Below are 22,843 nucleotides of genomic sequence, written 5' to 3'. Positions count from 1 at the left end.
AAACGCTGTTTCATTTTTCCTTGACGAGGGCGGAAATCTGACTAGACTCGGGCCTTGAGACAAAAATGAAACGCCGTTTTAAAAATAAAGAAAAGGCGCGTAATAATGGATTTGACGCATAACCATGACTCCGAGACCCGCTTCACTCGCCCGCTGAAGGTGGTGCTGGTGGGGGAATGCATGATCGAGATGCGCGGTGAGCCGGGCGCCGCGATCACGCAGACGTTCGGTGGCGATACGCTCAACACCGCGGTCTACCTGGCCCGATTGAATCCCCGTGGCGCTGTGGCCGTGGACTACATGACGGCCGTGGGCAACGATGCGTTCAGCGTCGCCATGGGCCGCTCCTGGCTGGCCGAAGGGATCGGTGACGCCCATGTCCGCGTGATCGAGGACGCGCTGCCCGGGCTGTATTTCATCCAGACCGATCCACACGGCGAGCGGCGTTTCCACTACTGGCGCGGGGAAGCAGCGGCGCGACGCATGTTCGAAGGTCCCGAGGCCGACACCATGCTCGAGGCACTGGCCGACTACGACTACGCCTACCTGAGCGGCATCAGCCTGGCGATCCTCACGCCAGCAGGGCGCCAACGCTTGATCGACGCCGTGCACCTGGCCCGCCGGGCCGGCACGCGCATCGTCTTCGACAACAACTACCGTCCCCATCTTTGGCCCGATCCTGAAACCGCCCGGCAGGTCTACCGCGACCTGTTGCACCTGACCGACCTGGCCCTGGTCACCTGGGAAGATGACGTGGCCCTGTTCGGCTATCGCGACCCGGAGGCCTTGTTCAGCGCCTATGCAGAGCTGGGCGTGCGCGAAGTCGCCCTCAAGCGTGGCGCCGCCAGTTGCTTGATCCAGTGCCCGACGGGGTGTTTCGACGTGCCCGCGCAAACCGTTTCCCATGTCGTCGACACCACCGCGGCCGGTGATTCGTTCAGCGCCGCCTACCTGGCCTGCCGCCTGCGCGGCGGCGATCCGGAGCAGGCCGCCCGCTGGGGTCATCGCCTGGCGGCCCAGGTCGTCCAATACCGGGGTGCGCTGATTCCCCACGCGGCGATGCCGAACATGGGCGCGTCCTCACTTCCTTCTGTTGCACAGGTCTGATTTTATGAAAATCGTTGAAGCGCGCGTCATCGTCACCTGTCCGGGCCGCAACCTGGTCACTTTGAAGATCGTCACCGATGAGGGCATTTACGGTATCGGCGATGCCACCTTGAATGGCCGCGAACTGGCGGTGGTCGCTTACCTGGAAGAGCACGTCCTGCCCGCGTTGATCGGCCGCGATGCCCACCGCATCGAGGACATCTGGCAGTACCTGTATCGCGGCGCTTACTGGCGTCGGGGGCCGGTGACCATGACCGCTATCGCCGCCGTCGACGTGGCGCTGTGGGACATCAAGGCCAAGGCCGCGAATATGCCCTTGTACCAACTGCTCGGCGGCAAGAGTCGCGAGCGGGTGATGGTCTATGGGCACGCCACCGGCAAGGACATCGAAGGGTGCCTGGACGAAGTCGCCCGTCACATCGAGCTGGGCTATAAAGCCGTGCGTGTGCAATGCGGCGTGCCCGGCATTGCCACCACCTATGGCGTCGCCAAGCGCAGCGGCGAGCGTTATGAGCCCGCCGACAGCGACCTGCCTGCCGAGCACGTGTGGGACACCGCCAAGTACCTCAACTACGTGCCCAAGTTGTTCGCCGCCGTGCGCGAACGCTTTGGTGACGACCTGCATATCCTCCACGACGTGCACCATCGCCTGACGCCCATCGAGGCCGGGCGCCTGGGCAAGGCCGTGGAACCGTACAACCTGTTCTGGCTGGAAGACTGCACGCCGGCGGAAAATCAGCAGAGCTTCCGGCTGATTCGCCAGCACACCACCACGCCATTGGCCGTGGGTGAGGTGTTCAATTCCATCCATGACTGCCGCGAGTTGATCCAGGAGCAGTTGATCGATTACATCCGCACGACGCTGGTGCATGCCGGCGGCATTACCCATGTGCGGCGCATTGCCGATTTCGCCGCGCTGTTCCAGGTGCGCACGGGCTTTCACGGCGCCACCGACCTGTCCCCGGTGTGCATGGGCGCGGCCCTGCATTTCGATACCTGGGTGCCCAACTTCGGCATCCAGGAACACATGCCTCACGAAGACCGTATCGATGAAGTCTTCCCCCATGCCTATCGCTTCGAGGACGGCCACTTCACCCCGGGTGAAACACCGGGGCATGGCGTCGACATCGATGAAGACCTTGCCCGCCAATATCCCTACAAACGTGCCAGCCTGCCGGTCAACCGTCTCGAAGACGGCACGCTCTGGCATTGGTGAAGCCGTTCCAACCCTTTGAGCAAACGGGGCGAAAACGTCCCGCCAGGAGTGACCCGATGAAAGCGTTCCAGGTAAGAGCACCCTTCGAGTTCGGGCTGGCCCAGGTCGACCGACCCGAGGTCGCCCAAGGCGAGGTCCAGGTCGATGTGGCGTATGCCGGCATCTGTGGCTCGGACATGCACATCATTCATGGGCAGAACGCATTCGTGCGTTTCCCCCGGGTCACCGGTCATGAGTTCTCCGGGGTGATCCGGCAAGTCGGTGAAGGCGTCGAACACCTGCAGGTGGGCGACCGGGTGTGCATCGATCCGGTGATCAGTTGCGGCACCTGTTATCCCTGCCGCATTGGCCGGCCCAACGTCTGCACGCGGCTGCAAGTGATCGGCGTGCACCGCGACGGTGGCTTCAGCGAACAGGTCTGCGTACCAGCCGAGAACGCCCATCGCCTGCCCGATTCGATGTCCCTCAGCCACGGCGCCTTGGTCGAACCTTATTCCATTGCCTTGAACGTGCTCGATCGCATGCAGCCGCAACCGGGCGACAGCGTGTTGATCTACGGTGCCGGAGTAATCGGCCTGACCCTGGTGCAGATGGCCAAGGCGTTGGGATTGACCGACATCACCGTCACCGATGTCATCGACAGCCGCCTGGAGACGGCGCGAGCACTCGGCGCCAGTCGGACCCTCAACGGCCAGCAAGTCGATGTCGAAGCGCTGATGCGTGAGCACACTCAAGGCGAAGGCGTGCCGTTGATTGTCGATGCCGCCTGCATACCGGCACTGATGCCGCAGATGGTGCGCCTGGCCTCGCCGGCCGGGCGTATCGGATTGCTGGGCTTCAATGCTACGCCCAGTGATCTGGTGCAGTTGGAAATGATCAAGAAGGAACTGACCCTGGTGGGCTCACGGCTCAACAATCGCAAATTCCCGCGGGTGATCGAACTGATCGCCAGTGGCAAGTTGCAGGTCCAGGACCTGATCAGCCATCGCGTCACCTTCGACGAAATGCCCGGCGCCATCGACCTGATCGAACAGCACCCAGAGCAAACCCGAAAAGTGCTGGTGGAGCTGACGAACGCCCATCACTGAGCCGTCGCTACCACCGGTTTCACCGTGCCTGTCATGGGCACCCTCACCGAATAAACACAACAAGCGGGAGGTTCCACCATGTTTGGTCAAGGACGTAGCTTAATCATCATCATGCTGTTCCTGGCCGGGGTCATCAATTACCTCGACCGGTCGGCATTGTCTGTGGCGGCGCCTTTCATCCAGAAGGACTACGGTCTGAGCACGGGTGAGATGGGCATGATCTTCAGCAGCTTCTTCGTCGGCTATGCCGCCTTCAACTTCATCGGTGGCTGGGCCGCCGACCGTTACGGCGCCAAGACCACGTTGCTGTTGGCCATGGTCTTGTGGTCGCTGTTCAGTGGTCTCACCGTGCTGACGGTGGGCTTCGCTTCACTGGTGCTTATCCGGATTTTGTTCGGCATGGGCGAAGGACCGTTGAGCGTCACCACCAGCAAGATGGTGAACAACTGGTACACCCCCAAGCGCAGGGCGCGGGCCATCGGCGCATCGATGTCCGGTACGCCGCTGGGTGGCGCGATTTCCGGCCCGGTGGTGGGTTTCATCGCCGTCACCTACGGCTGGAAGGTGTCGTTCATTATCATCATGCTCGTCGGCCTGATCTGGGCGGCCGTGTGGTACAAGTTCGTCAAGGAGCGGCCAGAAGGCGAGGGCGCCGACGCTATTCTCCAGGCCGAGGGCCAAAGCGAGCTGGCGGCACAACCGGTGTTCCCGCTGCGGTTCTACCTCAAGCAGCCCACGGTGCTGTTCACCTCCCTGGCGTTCTTTTCCTATAACTACACCTTGTTCTTTTTCCTGACCTGGTTCCCCAGCTACCTGACCATGGCCCACGGCCTGAACGTCAAGGACATGAGCATCGCCACGGTCATTCCCTGGGTGCTGGGTTTCCTCGGCCTGGCCCTGGGCGGCTTCATCTCCGACTTCGTGTTCAAGAAAACCGGAAAAATGATGTTCTCCCGCAAAGTGGTGCTGGTGACCTGCCTGCTGGCTTGCGCCGTTTGCATCGCCTGTGCCGGGATGGTCAGTACCTTGTATCCGGCGGTGATTCTGGTCGCCTTGGCAGTGTTCTTCCTGTACCTCACCGGTGCCATCTACTGGGCGATCATCCAGGACACCGTCCCCGCTGCGCGAGTGGGTGGCGTCAGTGGTTTCATGCACTTCCTGGCGAACACCTCCGGCATTGTCGGCCCGACCCTGACGGGCTTCCTGGTGCAGTTCACCGGTTCGTTCACCAGTGCCTTCCTGCTGGCGGGGCTGTTGACCGTGATCGGTGCCGTGTGTGTGGCGCGCTACGTTAAACCGCTGTCGGTGGCGGATACCGGCCACGCGGCGGCGCAAAGCCCGCAACCTGCTTCGGCCTTGGGCCGTTCCTGAACAGAAGGAGTGAGTCGATGCCTGTTGTGAACCGTGTACCTAGCACCGGCACTGCAACGCAGATCGGTATCGTGCACTTGGGCCTGGGGGCGTTTCATCGCGCGCACCAGGCGGTCTACCTGCAACGCCATCTCAATCGCCATGGCGAAAGCGATTGGGGCGTGTGCAGCGCCAACCTGCGCTCCAATCGCACTTTAGTCGAGCAGTTGCGCACACAGGACGGCCGCTATCATGTGGCCGAGTACCGCGACCGCGAGCAGGTGACGCTGCGCGAGATCGGGGTGTTGCGCCAGGCCTTGTTCGTGGGCGAGGGCGGCGAGGAACTGGAGCAGTTGCTGCAACGCATGGCCGCGCCGCAAACCCGGATTGTCACGCTGACCGTCACCGAAAAAGGCTACTGCCTGAGCCCGTCATCCGGGCAATTGCGCCGCGAAGACCCGACGATTGCCCATGACATCGCCCACCCACACACGCCACGCTCGGCCCCCGGCATTGTCCTGGAAGCCCTGCGTCGCCGTCGCGCCGCAGGCGTCCCGGCCTTCACGGTGTTGTGCTGTGACAACATGCCCGACAACGGCCAGCGCACCCGCCAGGCGGTGAGCGCATTGGCGGCGTTGCAGGATGAGGCGCTGGCGCGGTGGATCGAGCAACAGGTGGCCTTTCCCAGTTGCATGGTCGACCGCATCGTGCCGGCCATGGACGACGAATCCTTCCGCCGGCTGGAACAGCAACTCGACTGTCACGACCGTGCGGCAGTCGTTTGCGAGCGCTTCAGCCAGTGGGTGATCGAGGACCACTTTCCCCTCGGCCGCCCGGACTGGGAAGTGGAGGGCGTGCAAATGGTGGAAGATGTGCGTCCGTTTGAAACGATGAAGCTGCGCATGCTCAATGGCAGCCATTCGTTGCTGGCCTACGTGGGACTGCTGGCCGGCCATGAGTCGGTCTTCGAGGCCGTTAGCGACGTGAGGCTGGCACGCCTCATCGAGCGCTACATGGCCGAGGAAGCCACGCCGACCCTGGACATGCCGGCCGGGATCGATCTTTCGGTGTATGCCAACGACCTTCTGGCGCGCTTTGCCAACGACAGCCTGCAACATCGCTTGCGCCAGATCGCCATGGACGGCTCGCAGAAACTGCCACAACGCTGGTTGCTCGGCGCGCAGCAATTGCTCGACCAAGGGCGCGGCATCGACTGCACCGCCCTGGGCATCGCGGCATGGATCCACTACTGCACGCAGCCGTTGCCCGGTCGTCCGGCCCACGTGGTTGACGACCCGCTGAGCGCGACCTTTGCCGACCTTGCGGGACGCTTCGAGGGCGCCTCGCGGGTGAATGCCGTCCTCGATCTGCAGGAAGTCTTCCCGCCGCCGCTCTCGGCTCGCCCAGCATTTCGCGACGCCGTGCACCGCGCCTACGACGCCTTGACGCGCGATGGCGTGGATAGCCTGTTGCACACCCTTGCCGCATCCAACTGATAAAAAGGAGAGAAACATGGAACAGACATGGCGTTGGTTTGGCCCCAAGGACCCGATCTCCCTGGCGGACATTCGCCAGACCGGTGCGACCGGTATCGTCACCGCGCTGCACGAAATCCCCAATGGCCAAGTGTGGCCGGTGGACGCCATCGCGGCGCGCAAGCAGATGATCGAAACGGCCGGCTTGAGCTGGTCGGTGGTGGAAAGCATTCCGGTGCACGAAGACATCAAGCGCGGCTGCGGACGGCGCGACGAATACATCGCCAACTACCAGCAAAGCGTGCGCAACCTGGCGAGCTGCGGCATCGATATCGTCTGCTATAACTTCATGCCGGTGCTGGACAGGACCCGTACCGACTTGTCCTTTGAGCTGGCGGATGGCGGCTGGGCCTTGCGTTTCGATCAAACCGCGTTTGCCGCCTTCGACCTGTTCATCCTCCAACGCCCGGGGGCGCAGGCCGAATACAGCGCCGAGGACATCCAGCAGGCCCAGGACTATTTCGAACAACTGACGCCAGCCCGGCGCGAAGCCCTGGTCAACACCCTGATCGCGGGCTTGCCCGGCGCCGAGGAACACTACAGCCTGGACAACTTCCGGGACTTGCTGCGCACCTACGCCGACATCGACGAGGCCACGTTGCGCGAACACCTGGGGTATTTCCTGCGCGCGGTGATCCCGGTTGCCGAGGAGGTGGGCGTGCGCATGGCGATCCACCCGGACGACCCGCCCCGGGCATTGCTCGGCTTGCCGCGCATCCTGTCCACCGCCGAAGACGCCCAATGGCTGCTGGACGCCGCGCCCAGCCCGGCCAATGGCCTGACGTTCTGCACCGGCTCCTATGGCGTGCGTGAAGACAACGACCTGGTGGCGATGGCCAAGCACTTTGCGCCGCGCATTTACTTCACCCACCTGCGCTCAACCCGCCGGGAAAGCGACCCACGCAGCTTCCATGAAGCTCATCACCTGGACGGCGACGTCGACATGGTCGGGGTCATCAGCGCCTTGGTGGCCGAAGAGCGCCGACGCGAACGCGAAGGCGGTCCGCGCTTGCCGTTGCGCCCGGACCATGGGCATCAACTGCTCGACGACCAGCACCGCAAAAGCAACCCCGGCTACTCACTGATCGGCCGCCTCAAGGGCCTGGCGGAAATCCGCGGAGTAGAACTGGCCGTTCGCCGACAACTGGACCGAGTAGCACACTAACCTGTGGCGAGGGAGCTTGCTCCCGCTGGGCTGCGCAGCAGCCCTAAAACCCGGCACCTCGGTGCATCAGGCCGATCGCATTCAGCCGGTTTGGGGCCGCTTCGCAACCCAGCGTGAGCAAGCTCCCTCGCCACGGGAGGTAAACTCCTGAGAAATGCTCGGGCTACCGCAATACCCTGTGGGAGCGAGCCTGCTCGCGAAGACGGTTTAACATTCAGCAGTTAATGTGACTGACACTCCGCTTTCGCGAGCAAGCCCGCTCCCACAATGGCTCAGCCTTCGAGCCCGCGCCGCTCGATCACGCCGAACACATCCGCGACGTCCTGCACCAGGATCCGCGCGACATTGGTGATGGTGTTGAGGTCGCTGGCCGCTGAATCACGCAGGCTGCTGCAGGCCACCAAGGTCAGGTAATCGAGCGTGGCGTGCAGGCGCTCGCTGGCACAGGCATGGAGTTCGGGGAGTGGGGCTTGGGTGTCGATCAGCAGCACGGGGTGGGTGGTGGCGGTTTGGGTGAGAGGGGTGAAGCGGTTGGATGAGTGAGTTGTCATGAGGTTGAATTCCTTTAAGAAAAAAGAAATGCCACCTTTTCGCTGCGAATCGAATGGGTGGCAGTTGCGCGAGGGTTCGCAGACCGAGGAAAAGAATCCAAAAACTCGGCAGACCCGAAAGTCTCCCGCGCACAACCGCCATAAAACGAACGCGGGCAAGTTTGCCTGAATTTCATTTGACGGTATTAGATCTTTTTCATCGAGGGCTGCGAAACCCACAGCCACTGACAAAAGCCAGCGACGAACCCAACTATAGAAGCCGATCCCGGCACCCACAACCGACCTGTAGGACGCCCCGCGGCCCTTGTGGCGAGGGGATTTATCCCCGCTCGACTGCGCAGCAGTCGCAAAACCGGCGCCTGCGGTATACCTGGCAAATAAGGTTGCCGGTTTAGGGCCGCTTCGCAGCCCAGCGGGGATAAATCCCCTCGCCACAGAAGTAATTTCCTACGAGATTTTCGGACCGCCTCTTGCCGCTACCCCTGAAGTGCGCGGATCTCTGCGGGAGCAAAGCTTTCTCGCGATGCAGGCGCCTCGTTTCCCCGGAAGACCGCGTTATCCTCATCGCGGCAAGCCTTGCTCCCACAGCCCAAAGCGGTCATAGGGCTCGCTCAGTCAATGATCGGGCGGGCAAGTGATGGGCTGATGGACCTGATTCAACAACCACTCAACAAAAACCATCGTCTCCGTCACCGCACTCCCAGAAACCCCGTAGTAATAACGAGCCAGCGGCATGCGCAACCCCGGCAGTGGGCAGGCCAGGCGCCCGTTGGACAAATCCCGACCCAACAGCGAAGCCGGACACAACGCCACGCCCAGGCCATCGACGGCCGCCTGCAGCACCAGGTGCATGTGATCGAATTGCAGGGTCGGCGGGTTGTTCAATGGATCGATCCCGACGTGCTCCACCCAATCCTGCCAATCGTCGCTGCGTGTCCTGCCCGATAACAAGGTGTGCCGGGCCAGGTCGTGGAGGCTTTCCAACGGTACGTTTTGCAGCAACGACGGGGCGGCGACCAGCAGCAGGTCGTCTTCCAGTAACAGGGTGGGCTGCACCTCGGCCGACCAGCCAGCATCTCCACGCCGAATGACCACGTCGAACGATTCCCGTGCGGGATCCGGAGACCGGGTGCTGGTGACGACCTCGGGCTTGATGTCCGGATGGCGCGCCATGAAGTCCGGCAGTCGAGGGATGAGCCAGCGCACCGCAAAGGAAGGGCGCACGTTGATGGTCACTTTGCGTTGGGCCGCATTGCGCGTCAGTGCGGTGGCGGCGTTGGCGATTTGCGTCAGGGCCTCGCTGACCTGCTCGTAGAAAATTCTACCCGCCGGGGTGAGCAAGGATTGCCGGGTTCGACGTTCGAACAGCAGTACGCCCAGGCGCTCTTCGAGCAACTTGACGTGACGGCTGACGGCGCTGTGGCTGACGTGCAGCTCTTCGGCGGCGCGACTGAAGCTCTGGTGGCGAGCGGCAGCGGCGAAGGCGCGGACGGCGTTCAACGGGGGGAGGTTGGCGATCATGTGTCTAATTTAGTCACATATGCGGCGCAATTAAAGCGTTTGTCAGTCCCCACGTGCCACGCCACCCTGAAGGCCGCAGCAATTTGCCTTCAATGTGGAGTGATGCATGGCCGGTTACGGACTTTTTCTGATCCTGGCGACCCTGACGGTGCTCAGCCCGGGCCCAGGCGTGGTGCTGACGCTATCCAATGCTCTACGCCATGGCTGGCGCGGCGCGCTGCCGGGTATCTTCGGGATCGCGACGGGCGCGTTTATCGTGGCTGCTATTTGCGCCAGCAGCTTGGGGTTGATCCTGGCGGCCTCGGCGACGGCTTTCACGCTGCTCAAATACATCGGGGCGGCGTACTTGCTGTTCCTGGGCATCAAGATGTGGCGTACACAGCGCTTTATTCCCGAACTCAAAGCCACGTCGCCGCGTCCATGGCGGCGATTCGTCGAGGCACTGTCGATCCAGTTGCTCAACCCCAAGGCCGGGTTCTTCTTCCTGGCCGTGTTCCCTCAGTTCATCAAGCCGGAGGGCGATTACTACCGCCAGTTTTTCTTGCTGGTGTCGTCCTATAGCGTGCTTGTGGTTCTGGTGCATTCCAGCTATGCGCTGATGGCCAATGGCGCCAGGGGCTGGCTCTCGTCGAGCCAGGGCGCCAGGGTTGTCGGCAAACTGTCGGGCATCACGTTCCTGGGCTTTGGTGTGTTGATGGCGTCCGCCAGCAAATGACGGAGCCCATCACCGCCGCCCAGTGCGCGTACTCACATCCACCCACACCGCCAGCACCAGAATGCTGCCTTTGACGATCATCTGCCAATAACTGTCGACGTCGAGCATGGACATGCCATTGTCCAGGCTGGTGATCACCAGCGCACCGAGAAGAGCGCCGTAGACCGTGCCGGAACCGCCGCGCATGGAGGTGCCGCCGATGAAACACGCAGCGATGGCGTCGAGTTCGCCCATGTTGCCGGCCGAGGGTGAACCGGCGGCCAGGCGGGCGGTGTTGACCACGCCGGCGAGGGCGCACATCACGCCCATGATGCCGAAGATCCACAGCTTCACCGCTTGCACGTTGATGCCGGACAGGCGCGTGGCTTCCATGTTGCTGCCCACCGAGTAGACGCGGCGGCCGAACACGGTCTGGCTGGTGACGTAGCTGAACACCCCCAGCAGGATCAGCAGGAGCAGCACCGGCACCGGAATGCCGTCGTAACTGTTGAGGGTGTAGACGAAGCCGGCCAGCACCGCGCCGATCAATGCCACGCGCAACCCATCACGCACCAGGGAGTGGGCTGCCAGGCCATGGAGGGCGCGGTTGCGCCGCTGTTTCCAGGTGAGGAACAGGGTCAGGGCGAACAGCAGGATGCCCAACCCGGTCCCGACCGTGTGCGGCAAATACCCCTGGCCGACATAGACCAGCTCCGGTGACACCGGGGCAATGGTGGTGCCGCCCGTCACGCCCAGCAGGATGCCGCGAAACGCGAGCATGCCACCCAGCCCGACAATGAACGACGGGATGCGCAGGTAGGCGGTCATGTAGCCGTTACCCAAGCCGATCACCAAGCCGCACAAAGCCACCAGGCTCAGGTTCGCCAGCAGCGGGATGTGATAGACCACATCGAGGATCGCCGCCAGCCCACCCAATAGCCCAAGCAACGAGCCCACCGACAAATCGATCTCGCCGCTGATGATCACCAGCACCATGCCGCAGGCCAGGATCCCGGTGATGGACATCTGCCGCAGCAGGTTGGACAGGTTGCGCGGGGTCAGGAACCCACCGTCGGTCTGCCAGCTGAAGAACAGCCAGATCAGCGCCACGGCGATCACCAGCGCGAGCATTTTGTAGCGGGAAAACAGCTGTTTGACCTGATTCATCTACGCGGACTTCCGATCATTATTGTTATGGCCATCGGGGTGGCTGAGCGCGGCGGCGAGCACCTGTTCCTGGGTGAGTTCGTGGTTGATGAAGTCGCCGCGCAACTGGCCTTCGCCGATCACCAGGACGCGGTCGGAAACCCCCAGGACTTCGGCCAGTTCCGAGGACACCATGATGATCGACACGCCTTCGGCTGCCAGCGCGCCCATCAATTTGTAGATCTCGTATTTGGCGCCGACGTCCACGCCACGGGTGGGCTCATCGAGAATCAGCACCCGGGGTTTGGTCAGGAGCATCTTGGCCAGCACGGCTTTTTGCTGGTTACCGCCGGAGAGGCTGGTGATCGGCAGGAACGGGCTCGCGGTCTTGAGGTGCATGCGCGCGATTTCCTTGTCGATGCTGCCCAGTTCGGCTTCGGCGTCGATGCGGGTCAGTTTTGCGTAGTTGTCCAGCACCGCCAGAGTGATGTTCTGGCCCACCCCCAGGTCAGGAATGATGCCTTGGCGCTTGCGGTCTTCAGGGACCATGCACAGGCCGGCGCGGATCGACTTGAGCGGCGTGCGCGTATCGATGGGTTGGCCGCCCAGCCAGACTTCGCCTTCGTAGCGACCGGGGTAGGCGCCGAACAGCGCGGAAACCAGTTCCGTGCGACCGGCGCCGACCAGCCCGGCGATGCCGAGAATCTCCCCGCGTTTGAGAACGAATGAAATGTCGTCGACCCGCTTGCGCTTGGGGTTATCGACGTCGTAGCAGGTGACGTGGCGCGCCTCGAAAATCACCTCGCCGATGTCATGGGGTTCGGTGGGGTAGAGGTTGCTCATTTCCCGTCCGACCATCTGGGTGATGATCTTGGGAATGTCCATGTCCGCCATGGCGGTGGTGGCGATGTGTTTGCCGTCGCGTATCACCGAGATGGTGTCGCACACGGCGGCCACTTCATCGAGCTTGTGGGAGATGTATACGCAGGCCACGCCCTTGGCCTTGAGGTCGCGGATGATGTCCAGCAGCACCTCGATTTCCGAGCGAGTCAGGGCTGAAGAGGGCTCGTCGAGGATCAGCAGTCGCGCCTGCTTGTTCAGCGCCTTGGCGATTTCCACCAACTGCTGGTAGCCACCGCCGTACTGGGAAACCGGCAGCGAGACGTTCATGTCCGGCACCTTGAGTTCGCGCATCAGGGCCTCGGCGCGGTGGATCATCGCCGGGTAGTTCATGCGCCCGCCGGGCAGCGTCAGCTCGTGGCCCATGAAGATGTTTTCGGCCACCGACAGGTCGGGGACCAGGGTCAGCTCCTGGTGAATGATGACGATCCCTGCGGCTTCGGTCTCGCTGATGGACTGCGCCTTGAGCGGCTGGCCGTCCCAAATGATCTCGCCTTCCCAAGTGCCGTAGGGATAGACCGCCGACAGCACTTTCATCAGGGTGGATTTGCCCGCGCCGTTTTCACCGCACAGGCCAACGCATTCCCCGGACCGGACCTTGATGTCGATGCCGTTCAGGGCTTTGACACCGCCAAAGGTTTTGACGATGCCGTTCATTTGCAGCAGGTAGTCGGACATGGCAAGGGCTCATGAAAAAGGGCTTACACATCGGCGGGGAGGAAACAGCCTCACCCTAATGCCAAGGTCAGGCTAAGTCCCTGTGGGAGCGGGCTTGCTCGCGAAGGCGGTATGTCAGGCACCATCAATGTTGACTGGTGCACCGCTTTCGCGAGCAAGCCCGCTCCCACAGGTCTCCCAGGGTTGCACTCAGATCACTGCCCGGCGATCTGCGCCTTGGTGTAGAACCCGTCCTTTTCCAGCAGGTCGATGTTGTCCTTGGTCAACGGCGTCGGGGTGAGCAGGATGGTGTCGACTTTCTTGCTGCCATTGTCGTACTGCGAGCTGAAGGCCGGTTTCTCGTTGCGGGCCAGTTGCACCGAGAGCTTGGCGGCTTCGGAGGCGATCAGCTTCAGCGGCTTGTAGACGGTCATGGTCTGGGTGCCGTCGATCACGCGCTTGACCGCCGCGAGGTCGGCGTCCTGGCCCGAGATCGGCACCTTGCCGGCCATTTTCTGTGCGGCCAGGGCCTGGATGGCGCCGCCGGCGGTGGCGTCGTTGGAAGCAACGATGCCATCGATCTTGTTGTTGTTCCGGGTCAGGGCGTTTTCCACGATGCTCAAGGCTTCGGTGGGGTTCCATTCCTTCACCCACTGCTGGCCGACAATCTTGATATCACCCTTGTCGATGGCCGGTTGCAGCACTTTCATCTGGCCCTCGCGCAGGACCTTGGCGTTGTTGTCCGTGGGCGCGCCACCGAGCAGGAAGTAGTTGCCCTTGGGCGCGGCTTTCAGCACGCCGCTGGCCTGCATCTCGCCGACCTTTTCGTTATCGAAGGAAATGTAGGCGTCGATATCGGCGTTGAGGATCAGTCGGTCGTAGGAGACGACCTTGATCCCGGCCTTCTTGGCTTCGGCGACGGCGTTGGTCAGCACGGTGGCGTTGAACGGCACGATGACGATCACATCGACGCCACGGGAGATCAGGTTTTCAATCTGCGAGATCTGCTTCTGCTCGTTGGCATCGGCGGACTGGACGAAGACCTTGGCGTCGAGTTTTTCCGCCGCCGCGACGAAGTAGTCGCGATCCCGCGACCAGCGTTCCAGGCGCAGGTCATCGATGGAGAAACCGATTTTCGGATGGGTCGCATCGGCCATGACCGGAAGCGAGAGCAGGGCGAGGGCGCCGGCGAGCAGGGTACGTTTGAATCTTTTCATGTGGTGCGTCCTTTTATTGTTGTTTGAAAGACACTGCCTGACGATGAGCGTGATACCGGGTAGAACTGTAGAGCGTTGCAGGGCGCCGTGGGCACAGATTTGTCGCGAGAATGTAACAGCCGCTGTGCCCCGACTTTTGCCCGTTGTCAGGAGTAGATAAACCGATTGACCACGTTCTCGAGCATCTCCTGGCGACCGCTGACGGCCTGGGGATTCAGGTCGTTGGTAAAGGCGTGCTCGGCCAGCGATTCCAGGCTGAAGTCGCCGGCTAGGACCGCTTGGCCGAAGGGTTGTTGCCAGCCGGCGTAGCGCTGGTCCTTGAATGCCTGCAACTGATCGTTCTGCACCATGGCCGCCGCGCGTTCCAGGGCGAGGGCGAGCACGTCCATGGCGCCGACGTGGCCGTGGAACAGATCGATTTCGTCCAGGCTCTGGCGTCGGACCTTGGAATCGAAATTGAACCCGCCATTGCCGAAGCCACCGGCCTTGAGGATTTCATAGGTGGCCAGGGTCATTTCCTCGACGCTGTTGGGGAACTGGTCTGTGTCCCAGCCGTTTTGCGGATCGCCGCGGTTGGCGTCGATGCTGCCGAAAATCCCCAGGGAGACGGCCGTGGCGATCTCGTGGTGGAAACTGTGACCGGCCAGGGTGGCGTGGTTGGCTTCGATGTTGACCTTGATCTCGTTTTCCAGGCCGAACTGCTGCAGGAAGCCGAACACCGTGGCGCTGTCGTAATCGTACTGGTGCTTGGTCGGCTCCTGGGGCTTGGGTTCGATCAGCAGGTCGCCCTTGAAGCCGATCTTGTGCTTGTGCTCGACCACCATGCGCATGAAGCGGCCCAGCTGTTCGCGCTCGCGTTTCAAGTCGGTATTGAGCAGTGTTTCGTAGCCTTCACGACCGCCCCACAGCACGTAGTTGGAGCCTTTGAGGCGCTGGGTGGCGTTCATGGCGCTGAACACTTGGGCGGCGGCGCAGGCGAACACTTGCGGGTCCGGGTTGCTGGCGGCGCCGGCGGCAAAACGCGGGTTACTGAAGCAGTTGGCGGTGCCCCACAGTAGCTTGATCCCGGTTTGTTCCTGATGGCGTTCCAGGTGGTCGATCATCTGGGCGAAGTGGTTGCGGTACTCCTTGAGCGAATTGCCTTCCGGAGCGACATCGGTGTCGTGGAAGCAGTAGTAGTCGATGCCCAGCTTGGAGAAGAACTCGAAAGCCGCTTCGGCTTTGCCGATGGCCACTTCCATGGGATCCCCAGCGTGCTGCCACGGACGCTTGAACGTGCCGGCACCAAACACATCCGACCCGGGCCAGACGAAGGTGTGCCAGTAGCAGACCGCCATGCGCAGGTGCTCGCGCATGGGTTTGCCGAGCACCAGTTTGTTGGCGTCGTAGTGACGGAAGGCCAGCGGCGAATCGCTGGCGGGGCCCTCGTAGCGAATCGTGTCGACACCGGGGAAGTAGGGCATGTGCAGGTTTCCTTTTTATTCTTGGCGGTGTCCCGATACTAACGCCGGCCCCGTGGCTGCTGATTATGAAAATCACCAACGGGCAGTTCGATTTTGAGTATTGAGATTCGCCGTGTGCGCGCCTAGTCTGTGTCGATCGGCACAGGGTTAAACCAATGAAAACCGTTCCGCCCGTTCACCGCATTGCGTTGCTGTTCAATGGCAGCAAGATCTACGACCGCGGCATCATCAGCGGCATCGGCAACTACCTGAGCAGCACGCGCGCGTCCTGGGACTTGTTTCTCGAGGAGGATTTTCTCTGCCGCTTGAAAGGCATCGAGCGCTGGCAGGGCGACGGCATCATTGCCGACTTCGACGACCCGCTGATCGGCGAGGCGCTGGCCGGGATCAAGCTGCCGGTGGTGGCGGTGGGCGGTTCCTATCAGGATGAGCGCGCCTACCCGAAGGGCATTCCCTACGTCGCCACTGACAATGATGCGTTGATGAGGTTGGCCTACGAGCACCTGATCGAAGCCGGGCTGACCCGCTTCGCCTGTTTCAGCCTGCCCGAGGCACAAGCCAATCGTTGGGCCCAGGAGCGGGAAAAGGCCTTTCGCCGGCTGCTGCAGCGCGATGGCCTGCACGCCGAGGTCTATCGCGGCATGGGCACCAGCGCACCGCTCTGGGACAGCGCCGTCGAACAGCAGATCGCCTGGCTGCAAAGCCTGCCCAAACCCATCGGTATCATCGCCGTCAGCGACGCCCGCGCCCGGCAACTGCTGCAAGCCTGCCTGACCGCCGGCATCGCCGTGCCGGAGCAAGTGGCGTTGATCGGCATCGACAACGACCCGCTCACCCGCAGCCTGACACGGGTGCCGCTGAGTTCGGTGATCCAGGGCACCGAAACCATGGGCCGCACCGCCGCGCGCCTGCTCCACCAGATGCTGCACGGCATGCCGTCCACGGGCACGCAGATCCTGGTCCCGCCTGATGCGATCAATGTGCAGGTATCAAGCCTGCATCAACCGTTGGGCAATCCTTATGTCATGCAGGCCCTGCTCTTCATCCGCCAATACGCCTGCCAGGGCATCAAGACCGCCCAAGTGGCGGCTTATGTCGGGATATCGCGCTCATCGCTGGAAGCGCATTTTCGCAAGGAACGGGCCTGCAGCGTCCACGACGAAATCCTGCGCTTCAAACTCGCCGCCGCCGCCAACGGACTGGAAAACACCGATGCGCCGATTGCCGACATCGCCCAGAGCTGTGGCTTCAAATCGGCGCAATACCTGCACACCGTGTTTCGCCGCGAATTCGGCTGCACGCCACGGGAGTATCAGCAGGGGACAAATGCGACCACCCACTGACCCTCTGCCGAACCGCTCTTGATGAACTGACCCACCACCGAACCGCTCTTGTGGCGAGGGAGCTTGCTCCCGCTGGGGCGCGAAGCGGCCCTGAAACCAGGCACCCTGATGTGTCAGGCTAATTGAGTTGACGACATGGGTCTGCTGCGCAGCCCAGCGGGAGCAAGCTCCCTCGCCACAAAGGCAACAGCTTGCACCTGTTGAACTGACCCACCACCGAACCGCTCTTGTGGCGAGGGAGCTTGCTCCCGCTGGGGCGCGAAGCGGCCCTGAAACCAGGCACCCTGGTGTGTCAGGCTAATTGAATTGACGACAAAGGGTCTGCTGCGCAGCCCAGCGGGTGCAAGCTCCCTCGCCACAAAGGCAACAGCTTGCACCTGTTGAACTGACCCACCACCGAACCGCTCTTGTGGCGAGGGAGCTTGCTCCCGCCGGGGCGCGAAGCGGCCCTGAAACCAGGCACCCTGATGTGTCAGGCTAATTGAGTTGACGACAAAGGGTCTGCTGCGCAGCCCAGCGGGTGCAAGCTCCCTCGCCACAAAGGGACAGCCTGCTTATTGCTGGCTAACTATCAACCCGTTCCACCGGCCGGGCCCCAGGCGTTGGCGCCTTCAAGAAACGTCGCTCATGATCCGGATCCGGCAAAAGGCACACGTCGTATTTGCCAAACAGACGGTACCGATTCAGGGCAACGCGGTCGTAGGCCCAATCCCGAAGCATACGAGGGACGTAACGCAGCAGTTGCACCGGACGCCAAACCCAGGGCAGTAGGGCAACCACTTCAAGAATCGCCTCCGAGCGCACCCAGGAATGTTGGTCGCGAACCACGGCCATGGTGTCGAACTGCTGCAAGGGCAAGCCCGCCCAGGCCAGCAACGCTTGTCCTTCAGGCGACTGGACGGAGGCCAACCGCACGCGTCGGTCGCGGTCATGGCGGATCAGGAACTTCGCCCAGCCATTGCACAGTTTACAAACGCCGTCGAACAGGACCACTGTCTCGCCTGGCTTGAGCAAGGGCGCGGGTGAAGGGCGGGTCTGGGAGATGGGCATGATTGGGGGTCTACACGGCGCTTGGTTACCCGGATAATACGCCTGTTCCAGCGTCAAAGGGCGTCCCGAAGGGGCGCTCGACCATGATGATTTCAAGGGCATGATCCGATCCATGAGCGATGACATCTACAACCTGTTCACCCGCTTCCAGACCCCCGATCCTGGTATCGGCCCACGGGAGCGGGCGCCGATGCTGGCTCAGGAACTGGCCTGGGCGCGCGAGCGTGCGACGATGCATCGCTTCAACTGGGTCGTGGTGCTGGTGCCGCCGTTGAGCCTGGGCCCGGTGTTGCCGGGTATCGTGTTTCTGCTGGGGCTGCTGGCCTATCAGGGGTTATCCGCTCCAGGCGTTGACCTTGACCGGATCATCGGGGCCTCCTTTGGCTGGCTTGTGCTCGCCACCTTGCTGTTCATGGCGGCGTGGATCGTGCACAACGTCTGGCGTGATACGCGCGACCCGACCAAGCGTTATTGGGCGTCGATGCCCGATCAAGGGCTGGTCGAGCTCGAACACCATACCCTGGTTTCCGGCATCTGCCTGTGGTCCAACGACTATGACCCGGATTGCAACACCCTCATGCAATGGTCCGACGGCAAAGTGAAGTACGTGCAGGACAGCGGTGTGTCGCAATGGATCCTGGCCCGGACCGCGGCGGGGCATTGGCTGGTGCTCAAGGAGCAGTTTTCGGGCGACTTCAGCTACGGTCGGGTAGGGCAAATGCCGGCGTCGGACAAGCTGCTGCAACCCCAGCAGCAACTGGCGATCGCTTTCGCCCCCGGTACGAACCTGCCGCTGGGCCGGCGTTTCGACGGTGCGTTGATGCCATTGATGGATACGCCGTACTGGCTGTCTGCCGATGAACTCAAGCGCCTGGACGAGGCCGCCCATCACTGGAATTTCTTACCGCCGAACCGCTATGGGGTGGTCAATGACCAGGATGCCGCCTGGGTGCAACGGCTGGTGGACAGGGCGCAAGCCAGTGTTGGGCCGCAGCCGGCAGGGGACTGCTGCGCAGTCCAGCGGGAGCAAGCTCCCTCGCCACAATGAATGAGCACATTCCACGAAGGCCAGCCTGTCATTGGCCGGGCGCTAAAGCCACGTATCCACCACCCGCCGATCCAGCTCCTCCCAATCCGCCATGCCCAATACTCGCGTCGTGTTCAACCCGCGCAGATAGCCGCGCAGTTGATGGGCCGTGGCCTGCTTGAGTTCCGGGTCGGCTTCTGTATTGCTCAACAGCACGCTTTCGTACTGGACCAGATAGTCCGCCACCCGCTCACGAAAGTCGGGCAATACCGCATCGCGGATCAGATCAAACGTTCTCATGGATAGACCTCATCAATCTTTCTCGGCTTGCAACTATTGCTAGGAGTAATAGTGACCATTACCAAATGCAAGTTCTGCTTTGCCGGCAATCATTGGAAAATCAGCGCCATCGAACACGCAGCCCCGTATTTTTGTTTTCAGGACCCCGACCCATGCGCCGTTTATTTTTGCTTCCCCTGGCGTTCTCCCCGTTGTTGCTGGCCGGTTGTGCCTCGGCACCGAATGACCCGACGCTGACCTTGCAGACCAGCAAGACGCCGGCCCAATACGCCGAGTGCGTCGTACCGAAGTTGCAAGGCAATGCCTTGAACCCGTTGGTCTCGCAGACCCAGCGCAGCTACCGCATCGTGGTGCCGAGCAAAGTGTCGGCGGACAACGTGCTGGAAGCCTACAAGGCCGGCAGCGGCGGCAAGGTGTTCATCTACGAGCGCCACCTGCTGGCTTCCAACCTCTTGCCTTCAAGTTTTGAACGCGCCGCACAGGAATGTATCTGACCGGCCCGTAAACGTTTTTCACCGTGCTCCTTTGGTTGGCCGCAACCGACCAATTCCCTTTGCCCCGCACCGTCCTCGGTCGCGGGGCTTTTTTTGCCTGGCGGTTTCAGGTTAGCCAATCGTGCGCCCGGATGAATTCGATGAGCGCTTTCAGGGCCGGCGGCACATGGCGTCGGCTGGGGTAGTAGAGAAAAAACCGGCTTGGCGGCGCTTTCCATTGCGCAAGCAGTTCCGTGAGATGCCCGTTGCGCAGGTCATCGCGCGCCAGCTCCTCGTACACGTAGGCAATCCCGGCGCCATCTTTTGCCGCCTGGATCATCAGCGCATCGTCTTCAAGGATGAGTGGGCCGGTGACGGACAACCGGATCGGTTGCCCCTCGGCCTGATACTCCCAGGCGTAGAGCTTGCCACTGGGAAAACGCCGGGCGATGCAGGCATGGTCGAGCAAGTCCCGTGGCGCCTGGACGATCCCCTTCGCGGCCAGATAGGTTGGCGCGGCTACGGTCACGAACGATTGAGGGGCCCCGACGGGGACGGCGATCATGTCGCCGGCCAGGCTTTCGCCAAAGCGCACGCCAGCGTCAAACCCGCCGCTGACGATATCGGCCAGGCCATCATCGGTGACCAGGTCCAGTTGAATGCGCGGGTACCGGGCCACGAATGGCCCGAGCACCTTGGCGAAGACCGCGCGCGCCGCCGGACGCGCCACGTTGAGGCGGAGCTTGCCGGCGGGCACGTCCTGCAGCGAGGTCAACTGCGCCAGGGCATCGGCAACCTGCTGCAGGGTCGGGGCCAGCGTTCCCAACAGCTGATGGCCGGCCTCGGTCGGGGTCACGCTGCGCGTGGTGCGGTTGAGCAGCCTGACACCCAGGCGTGCTTCCAATGCACGCATCGCGTGACTCAATGCAGAAGCCGAAACGCCACGCTCGTCGGCGGCCTTGCGAAAGCTGCGATGGCGAGCGACGGCGGCGAAGGCATCCAGTTCGGACAGATCGGGGTGCTGACTCATGAATATCGTTCAGTAGTTCAAATACGATTACCCATCTTATCGTCATGAGATCCCTCGCGGATACTGGCCACATCATCTGTGGAGAACGCACTATGCAAAAGAATCGTCTTGGATCATCGGATTTCCTGATTTCGCCCATTGGTCTGGGAACCTGGGCCATCGCCGGCACCGGCTGGGCATACAGTTGGGGAGCGCAGGATGACGAGGACAGCCTTGGCGCCCTTGAATATGCCGTCGAGCGCGGGGTGAACTGGATCGACACGGCGGCGGTTTATGGCTTGGGCCATGCCGAGCAATTGGTCGGGCAGTTGTTGCGTCGGGTACCGGCTTCGCGGCGTCCGTTGGTGTTCACCAAGGGCAGCCTGGTGTGGGACCCGGTCAGCCAGTTGATCTCACACTCGCTGAAGCCTCAGTCATTGCTCGCCGAGGTCGAGGCAAGCTTGCGTCGATTGCAAGTCGAAACCATTGACCTTTATCAGATCCACTGGCCGGCCTTTCCTGCCGACGGCAGCAGTGAAGGGATCGAGGAGGCACTTTCGGCCTTGGCCACTGCCCGCGAACAGGGAAAGATTCGCGCGATCGGCGTCTCCAATTTCGACGTTGCGCAACTCAAGCGGGCCCAGGCGGTGACCGAGATCGTCTCACTCCAGCCGCCGTATTCGGCCTTGATGCGAGACATCGAGGACGACGTCCTGCCATTTTGCGAGCAGGCGGGAATGGGGGTCCTGGCCTATTCCACCCTTCAATCGGGACTACTTTCCGGCAGCATGACCCGCGAACGCATCGCCCAATTGCCCGACGACGATTGGCGCAAGGCGCGAAGCGCGGATTTCCAGGAGCCTCGCTTGAGCGCGAACCTGGCGCTGGTGGAGGTCTTGGCCGGTATCGGCGAACGGCACGGGGTGAGTGCGGCGGCAGTCGCCATCGCCTGGGTGCTGCGCAAACCGGTGGTGACCGGCGCCATCGTCGGTGCCCGCCGGCCCGGCCAGGTCGATGGGTTGATTGCCGGTTCACAGCTGCGCCTCAGCGCCGAGGAAATCGACGAGATCCAACCCTTCCTGCCATTGGGCATGGGCACCAATGTCCCTGGGGGCGCTTGACGTTTACCGCGTGAGCGCTTGGGTTTGACGCTTCGCTGCATAACCGGCACTATTTACTCGTTTGTGATCATTAGTGCTCGTTTATGCAGGTTGTAATGTCATGACTACTCCTCACGAAGCGTTCCCCGGTGAACGCCAGCAACTGATCAGCCAGCGTCTCGCCCGGTATGGCCGGGTGATCGCGGCTGACTTGGCCAGCGAATTCAAGGTTTCCGAACACTCGATCCGGCGTGACCTGGGCGCGTTGGCAGCGGCGGGGGTGTGCAAGCGCGTTTATGGTGGCGCGATTCTCGTGCCCGCGGCCGAAGGGTCGATGGAGGCGCGTGTGCGCAAAGACCCGGTGCGCAAGGGCAGCCTCGGTCAAGCAGCCGCTGCACTGTTGCGCGCGGGCCAGCACGTGTTCATCGACGCCGGGTCGACCAACCTGGCGATTGCCTGCGCCATCGATCCGCACCTGCCATTGACCCTCACCACCAACTCGCCGTTGATTGCGGTCCAGTTGATGAAACTGCCCCGGGCCGAAGTCATCCTGCTGGGCGGCCGCTTGAACCCAGTCGCCGGAGGTGTGATCGGGTTGACGGCTGTCCAGCAATTGCGCCAGTTCAGTTTTGACCTGTGTTTCCTCGGCGCCTGCGCCATCGATCCCGATAATGGCGTTACGGCGTTCGGCCTGGATGACGCGGAGTTCAAGCGCGCGGTGGTCGCGGCCAGTGGGCAGGTGATCGCGGCGGTGACCAATGAAAAGCTGTCCAGCGTTGCCCACTACCAGGTGGCCGCCTGCGAAGAAGTCGCCGCCCTGGTGGTGGAGCACGACGCGCCGCGTGAGCGACTCGAACCCTTCTTCGGCCGGGTGACCAACGTCGTGACGGCGGACCGTGCACAGCGACGGGCCTGAAGTATTTGCCCAACT

At 62.3% G+C, this 22,843-nt stretch carries 21 protein-coding genes; 12 read left to right on the top strand and 9 right to left on the bottom strand.

All coding sequences use genetic code 11. The features are described from left to right. Positions 1-105 precede the first annotated feature (105 nt). The 6 genes from HU715_RS09610 to uxuA all read left to right on the top strand — a co-directional run bounded on the left by HU715_RS09610 (position 106) and on the right by uxuA (position 7,461). A complete protein-coding gene (locus HU715_RS09610; protein WP_186705893.1) occupies positions 106-1,107 on the top strand; it encodes a sugar kinase in 1,002 nt (333 codons plus the stop codon). 4 nt (positions 1,108-1,111) lie between these two features. Then, positions 1,112-2,323 (top strand): D-mannonate dehydratase ManD, encoded by a 1,212-nt coding sequence (manD, locus tag HU715_RS09605; RefSeq protein WP_186705894.1) that lies wholly within the window; start codon positions 1,112-1,114, stop codon positions 2,321-2,323. Positions 2,324-2,379: 56 nt separating this feature from the next. Then, the gene (locus tag HU715_RS09600; RefSeq protein WP_186705895.1) at positions 2,380-3,411 is read left to right on the top strand and encodes a Zn-dependent oxidoreductase; all 1,032 of its coding nucleotides are present in this window, start codon (positions 2,380-2,382) and stop codon (positions 3,409-3,411) included. Positions 3,412-3,489: 78 nt separating this feature from the next. Beyond that, positions 3,490-4,782 carry an MFS transporter gene (locus HU715_RS09595; RefSeq protein WP_186705896.1) on the top strand — a complete coding sequence of 431 codons (1,293 nt, stop codon included), beginning with the start codon at positions 3,490-3,492 and terminating at the stop codon, positions 4,780-4,782. Positions 4,783-4,799: 17 nt separating this feature from the next. Then, positions 4,800-6,257, top strand: a complete 1,458-nt coding sequence (locus HU715_RS09590; protein ID WP_186705897.1) for a mannitol dehydrogenase family protein — start codon at positions 4,800-4,802, stop codon at positions 6,255-6,257. A 16-nt stretch (positions 6,258-6,273) separates the two neighbouring features. Further along, complete coding sequence (gene uxuA, locus HU715_RS09585) at positions 6,274-7,461, top strand: mannonate dehydratase (protein WP_186705898.1); 1,188 nt, start codon at positions 6,274-6,276, stop codon at positions 7,459-7,461. Positions 7,462-7,733: 272 nt separating this feature from the next. Here uxuA and HU715_RS09580 read toward each other — a convergent pair whose 3' ends face one another. Together HU715_RS09580 and gcvA are read right to left on the bottom strand one after the other, a co-directional pair. Then, entirely contained in the window at positions 7,734-8,012 is a 279-nt protein-coding gene (locus tag HU715_RS09580) for a fructose-bisphosphate aldolase (protein WP_186705899.1), read from the bottom strand. Between the two features lie 615 nt (positions 8,013-8,627). Continuing rightward, entirely contained in the window at positions 8,628-9,533 is a 906-nt protein-coding gene (gene gcvA, locus HU715_RS09575; RefSeq protein WP_186705900.1) for a transcriptional regulator GcvA, read from the bottom strand. A gap of 106 nt (positions 9,534-9,639) precedes the next feature. Between gcvA and HU715_RS09570 the strand changes: the two genes are divergently transcribed. Continuing rightward, on the top strand, positions 9,640-10,248 hold the full coding sequence (locus tag HU715_RS09570) for a LysE family translocator (RefSeq protein ID WP_186705901.1): 609 nt from the start codon (positions 9,640-9,642) through the stop codon (positions 10,246-10,248). Between the two features lie 9 nt (positions 10,249-10,257). Here HU715_RS09570 and HU715_RS09565 read toward each other — a convergent pair whose 3' ends face one another. From HU715_RS09565 to xylA, 4 genes are all read right to left on the bottom strand, one after another. After that, positions 10,258-11,394, bottom strand: coding sequence for a sugar ABC transporter permease (locus HU715_RS09565; protein ID WP_186705902.1), 1,137 nt, complete (start codon positions 11,392-11,394; stop codon positions 10,258-10,260). Next, entirely contained in the window at positions 11,395-12,951 is a 1,557-nt protein-coding gene (gene xylG / locus HU715_RS09560) for a D-xylose ABC transporter ATP-binding protein (protein WP_186705903.1), read from the bottom strand. Between the two features lie 194 nt (positions 12,952-13,145). Further along, a complete protein-coding gene (gene xylF / locus HU715_RS09555) occupies positions 13,146-14,147 on the bottom strand; it encodes a D-xylose ABC transporter substrate-binding protein (protein ID WP_186705904.1) in 1,002 nt (333 codons plus the stop codon). A 146-nt stretch (positions 14,148-14,293) separates the two neighbouring features. After that, positions 14,294-15,610, bottom strand: a complete 1,317-nt coding sequence (xylA, locus tag HU715_RS09550; protein ID WP_186705905.1) for a xylose isomerase — start codon at positions 15,608-15,610, stop codon at positions 14,294-14,296. Between the two features lie 155 nt (positions 15,611-15,765). Here xylA and HU715_RS09545 point away from each other — a divergent pair, with 155 nt between their 5' ends. Further along, the gene (locus HU715_RS09545) at positions 15,766-16,953 is read left to right on the top strand and encodes a XylR family transcriptional regulator (RefSeq protein ID WP_186705906.1); all 1,188 of its coding nucleotides are present in this window, start codon (positions 15,766-15,768) and stop codon (positions 16,951-16,953) included. Positions 16,954-17,517: 564 nt separating this feature from the next. Here HU715_RS09545 and HU715_RS09540 read toward each other — a convergent pair. Further along, positions 17,518-18,003 (bottom strand): thiol-disulfide oxidoreductase DCC family protein, encoded by a 486-nt coding sequence (locus tag HU715_RS09540; protein WP_186705907.1) that lies wholly within the window; start codon positions 18,001-18,003, stop codon positions 17,518-17,520. Between the two features lie 112 nt (positions 18,004-18,115). On the opposite strand from HU715_RS09540, the gene HU715_RS09535 reads away from it, so the two are divergent. Continuing rightward, entirely contained in the window at positions 18,116-19,051 is a 936-nt protein-coding gene (locus HU715_RS09535) for a hypothetical protein (RefSeq protein WP_186705908.1), read from the top strand. 42 nt (positions 19,052-19,093) lie between these two features. Here HU715_RS09535 and HU715_RS09530 read toward each other — a convergent pair whose 3' ends face one another. Further along, the gene (locus HU715_RS09530; RefSeq protein WP_186705909.1) at positions 19,094-19,330 is read right to left on the bottom strand and encodes a hypothetical protein; all 237 of its coding nucleotides are present in this window, start codon (positions 19,328-19,330) and stop codon (positions 19,094-19,096) included. A gap of 152 nt (positions 19,331-19,482) precedes the next feature. Here HU715_RS09530 and HU715_RS09525 point away from each other — a divergent pair, with 152 nt between their 5' ends. Continuing rightward, the gene (locus HU715_RS09525; protein ID WP_024617582.1) at positions 19,483-19,824 is read left to right on the top strand and encodes a YajG family lipoprotein; all 342 of its coding nucleotides are present in this window, start codon (positions 19,483-19,485) and stop codon (positions 19,822-19,824) included. A 106-nt stretch (positions 19,825-19,930) separates the two neighbouring features. Here the strand turns inward: HU715_RS09525 and HU715_RS09520 are convergent, their stop codons facing one another. After that, on the bottom strand, positions 19,931-20,833 hold the full coding sequence (locus HU715_RS09520; RefSeq protein WP_186705910.1) for a LysR family transcriptional regulator: 903 nt from the start codon (positions 20,831-20,833) through the stop codon (positions 19,931-19,933). A 92-nt stretch (positions 20,834-20,925) separates the two neighbouring features. Here HU715_RS09520 and HU715_RS09515 point away from each other — a divergent pair, with 92 nt between their 5' ends. Both HU715_RS09515 and HU715_RS09510 read left to right on the top strand, forming a co-directional pair. Further along, on the top strand, positions 20,926-21,933 hold the full coding sequence (locus tag HU715_RS09515) for an aldo/keto reductase (protein ID WP_186705911.1): 1,008 nt from the start codon (positions 20,926-20,928) through the stop codon (positions 21,931-21,933). Between the two features lie 100 nt (positions 21,934-22,033). After that, entirely contained in the window at positions 22,034-22,828 is a 795-nt protein-coding gene (locus HU715_RS09510; RefSeq protein WP_186705912.1) for a DeoR/GlpR family DNA-binding transcription regulator, read from the top strand. The last annotated feature ends 15 nt before the right edge of the window (positions 22,829-22,843 follow it).

Origin of the sequence: Pseudomonas zanjanensis (assembly GCF_014268745.2) — a bacterium.
Lineage (GTDB): Bacteria > Pseudomonadota > Gammaproteobacteria > Pseudomonadales > Pseudomonadaceae > Aquipseudomonas > Aquipseudomonas zanjanensis.
Note: the sequence above shows the minus strand (reverse complement) of the source record. Positions and strands in the feature narration are given on the sequence as shown.

Coding starts and splice junctions, on each gene's coding strand:
- HU715_RS09540 (WP_186705907.1), bottom strand. CDS start 18,003: ATGCCCATCTCCCAGACCCGCCCTTCACCCGCGCCCTTGCTCAAGCCA.
- gcvA (WP_186705900.1), bottom strand. CDS start 9,533: ATGATCGCCAACCTCCCCCCGTTGAACGCCGTCCGCGCCTTCGCCGCT.
- xylG (WP_186705903.1), bottom strand. CDS start 12,951: ATGTCCGACTACCTGCTGCAAATGAACGGCATCGTCAAAACCTTTGGC.
- HU715_RS09535 (WP_186705908.1), top strand. CDS start 18,116: ATGAGCGATGACATCTACAACCTGTTCACCCGCTTCCAGACCCCCGAT.
- xylA (WP_186705905.1), bottom strand. CDS start 15,610: ATGCCCTACTTCCCCGGTGTCGACACGATTCGCTACGAGGGCCCCGCC.
- HU715_RS09590 (WP_186705897.1), top strand. CDS start 4,800: ATGCCTGTTGTGAACCGTGTACCTAGCACCGGCACTGCAACGCAGATC.
- HU715_RS09600 (WP_186705895.1), top strand. CDS start 2,380: ATGAAAGCGTTCCAGGTAAGAGCACCCTTCGAGTTCGGGCTGGCCCAG.
- xylF (WP_186705904.1), bottom strand. CDS start 14,147: ATGAAAAGATTCAAACGTACCCTGCTCGCCGGCGCCCTCGCCCTGCTC.
- uxuA (WP_186705898.1), top strand. CDS start 6,274: ATGGAACAGACATGGCGTTGGTTTGGCCCCAAGGACCCGATCTCCCTG.
- HU715_RS09595 (WP_186705896.1), top strand. CDS start 3,490: ATGTTTGGTCAAGGACGTAGCTTAATCATCATCATGCTGTTCCTGGCC.
- HU715_RS09580 (WP_186705899.1), bottom strand. CDS start 8,012: ATGACAACTCACTCATCCAACCGCTTCACCCCTCTCACCCAAACCGCC.
- HU715_RS09545 (WP_186705906.1), top strand. CDS start 15,766: ATGAAAACCGTTCCGCCCGTTCACCGCATTGCGTTGCTGTTCAATGGC.
- manD (WP_186705894.1), top strand. CDS start 1,112: ATGAAAATCGTTGAAGCGCGCGTCATCGTCACCTGTCCGGGCCGCAAC.
- HU715_RS09520 (WP_186705910.1), bottom strand. CDS start 20,833: ATGAGTCAGCACCCCGATCTGTCCGAACTGGATGCCTTCGCCGCCGTC.
- HU715_RS09530 (WP_186705909.1), bottom strand. CDS start 19,330: ATGAGAACGTTTGATCTGATCCGCGATGCGGTATTGCCCGACTTTCGT.
- HU715_RS09565 (WP_186705902.1), bottom strand. CDS start 11,394: ATGAATCAGGTCAAACAGCTGTTTTCCCGCTACAAAATGCTCGCGCTG.
- HU715_RS09570 (WP_186705901.1), top strand. CDS start 9,640: ATGGCCGGTTACGGACTTTTTCTGATCCTGGCGACCCTGACGGTGCTC.
- HU715_RS09525 (WP_024617582.1), top strand. CDS start 19,483: ATGCGCCGTTTATTTTTGCTTCCCCTGGCGTTCTCCCCGTTGTTGCTG.
- HU715_RS09510 (WP_186705912.1), top strand. CDS start 22,034: ATGACTACTCCTCACGAAGCGTTCCCCGGTGAACGCCAGCAACTGATC.
- HU715_RS09515 (WP_186705911.1), top strand. CDS start 20,926: ATGCAAAAGAATCGTCTTGGATCATCGGATTTCCTGATTTCGCCCATT.
- HU715_RS09610 (WP_186705893.1), top strand. CDS start 106: ATGGATTTGACGCATAACCATGACTCCGAGACCCGCTTCACTCGCCCG.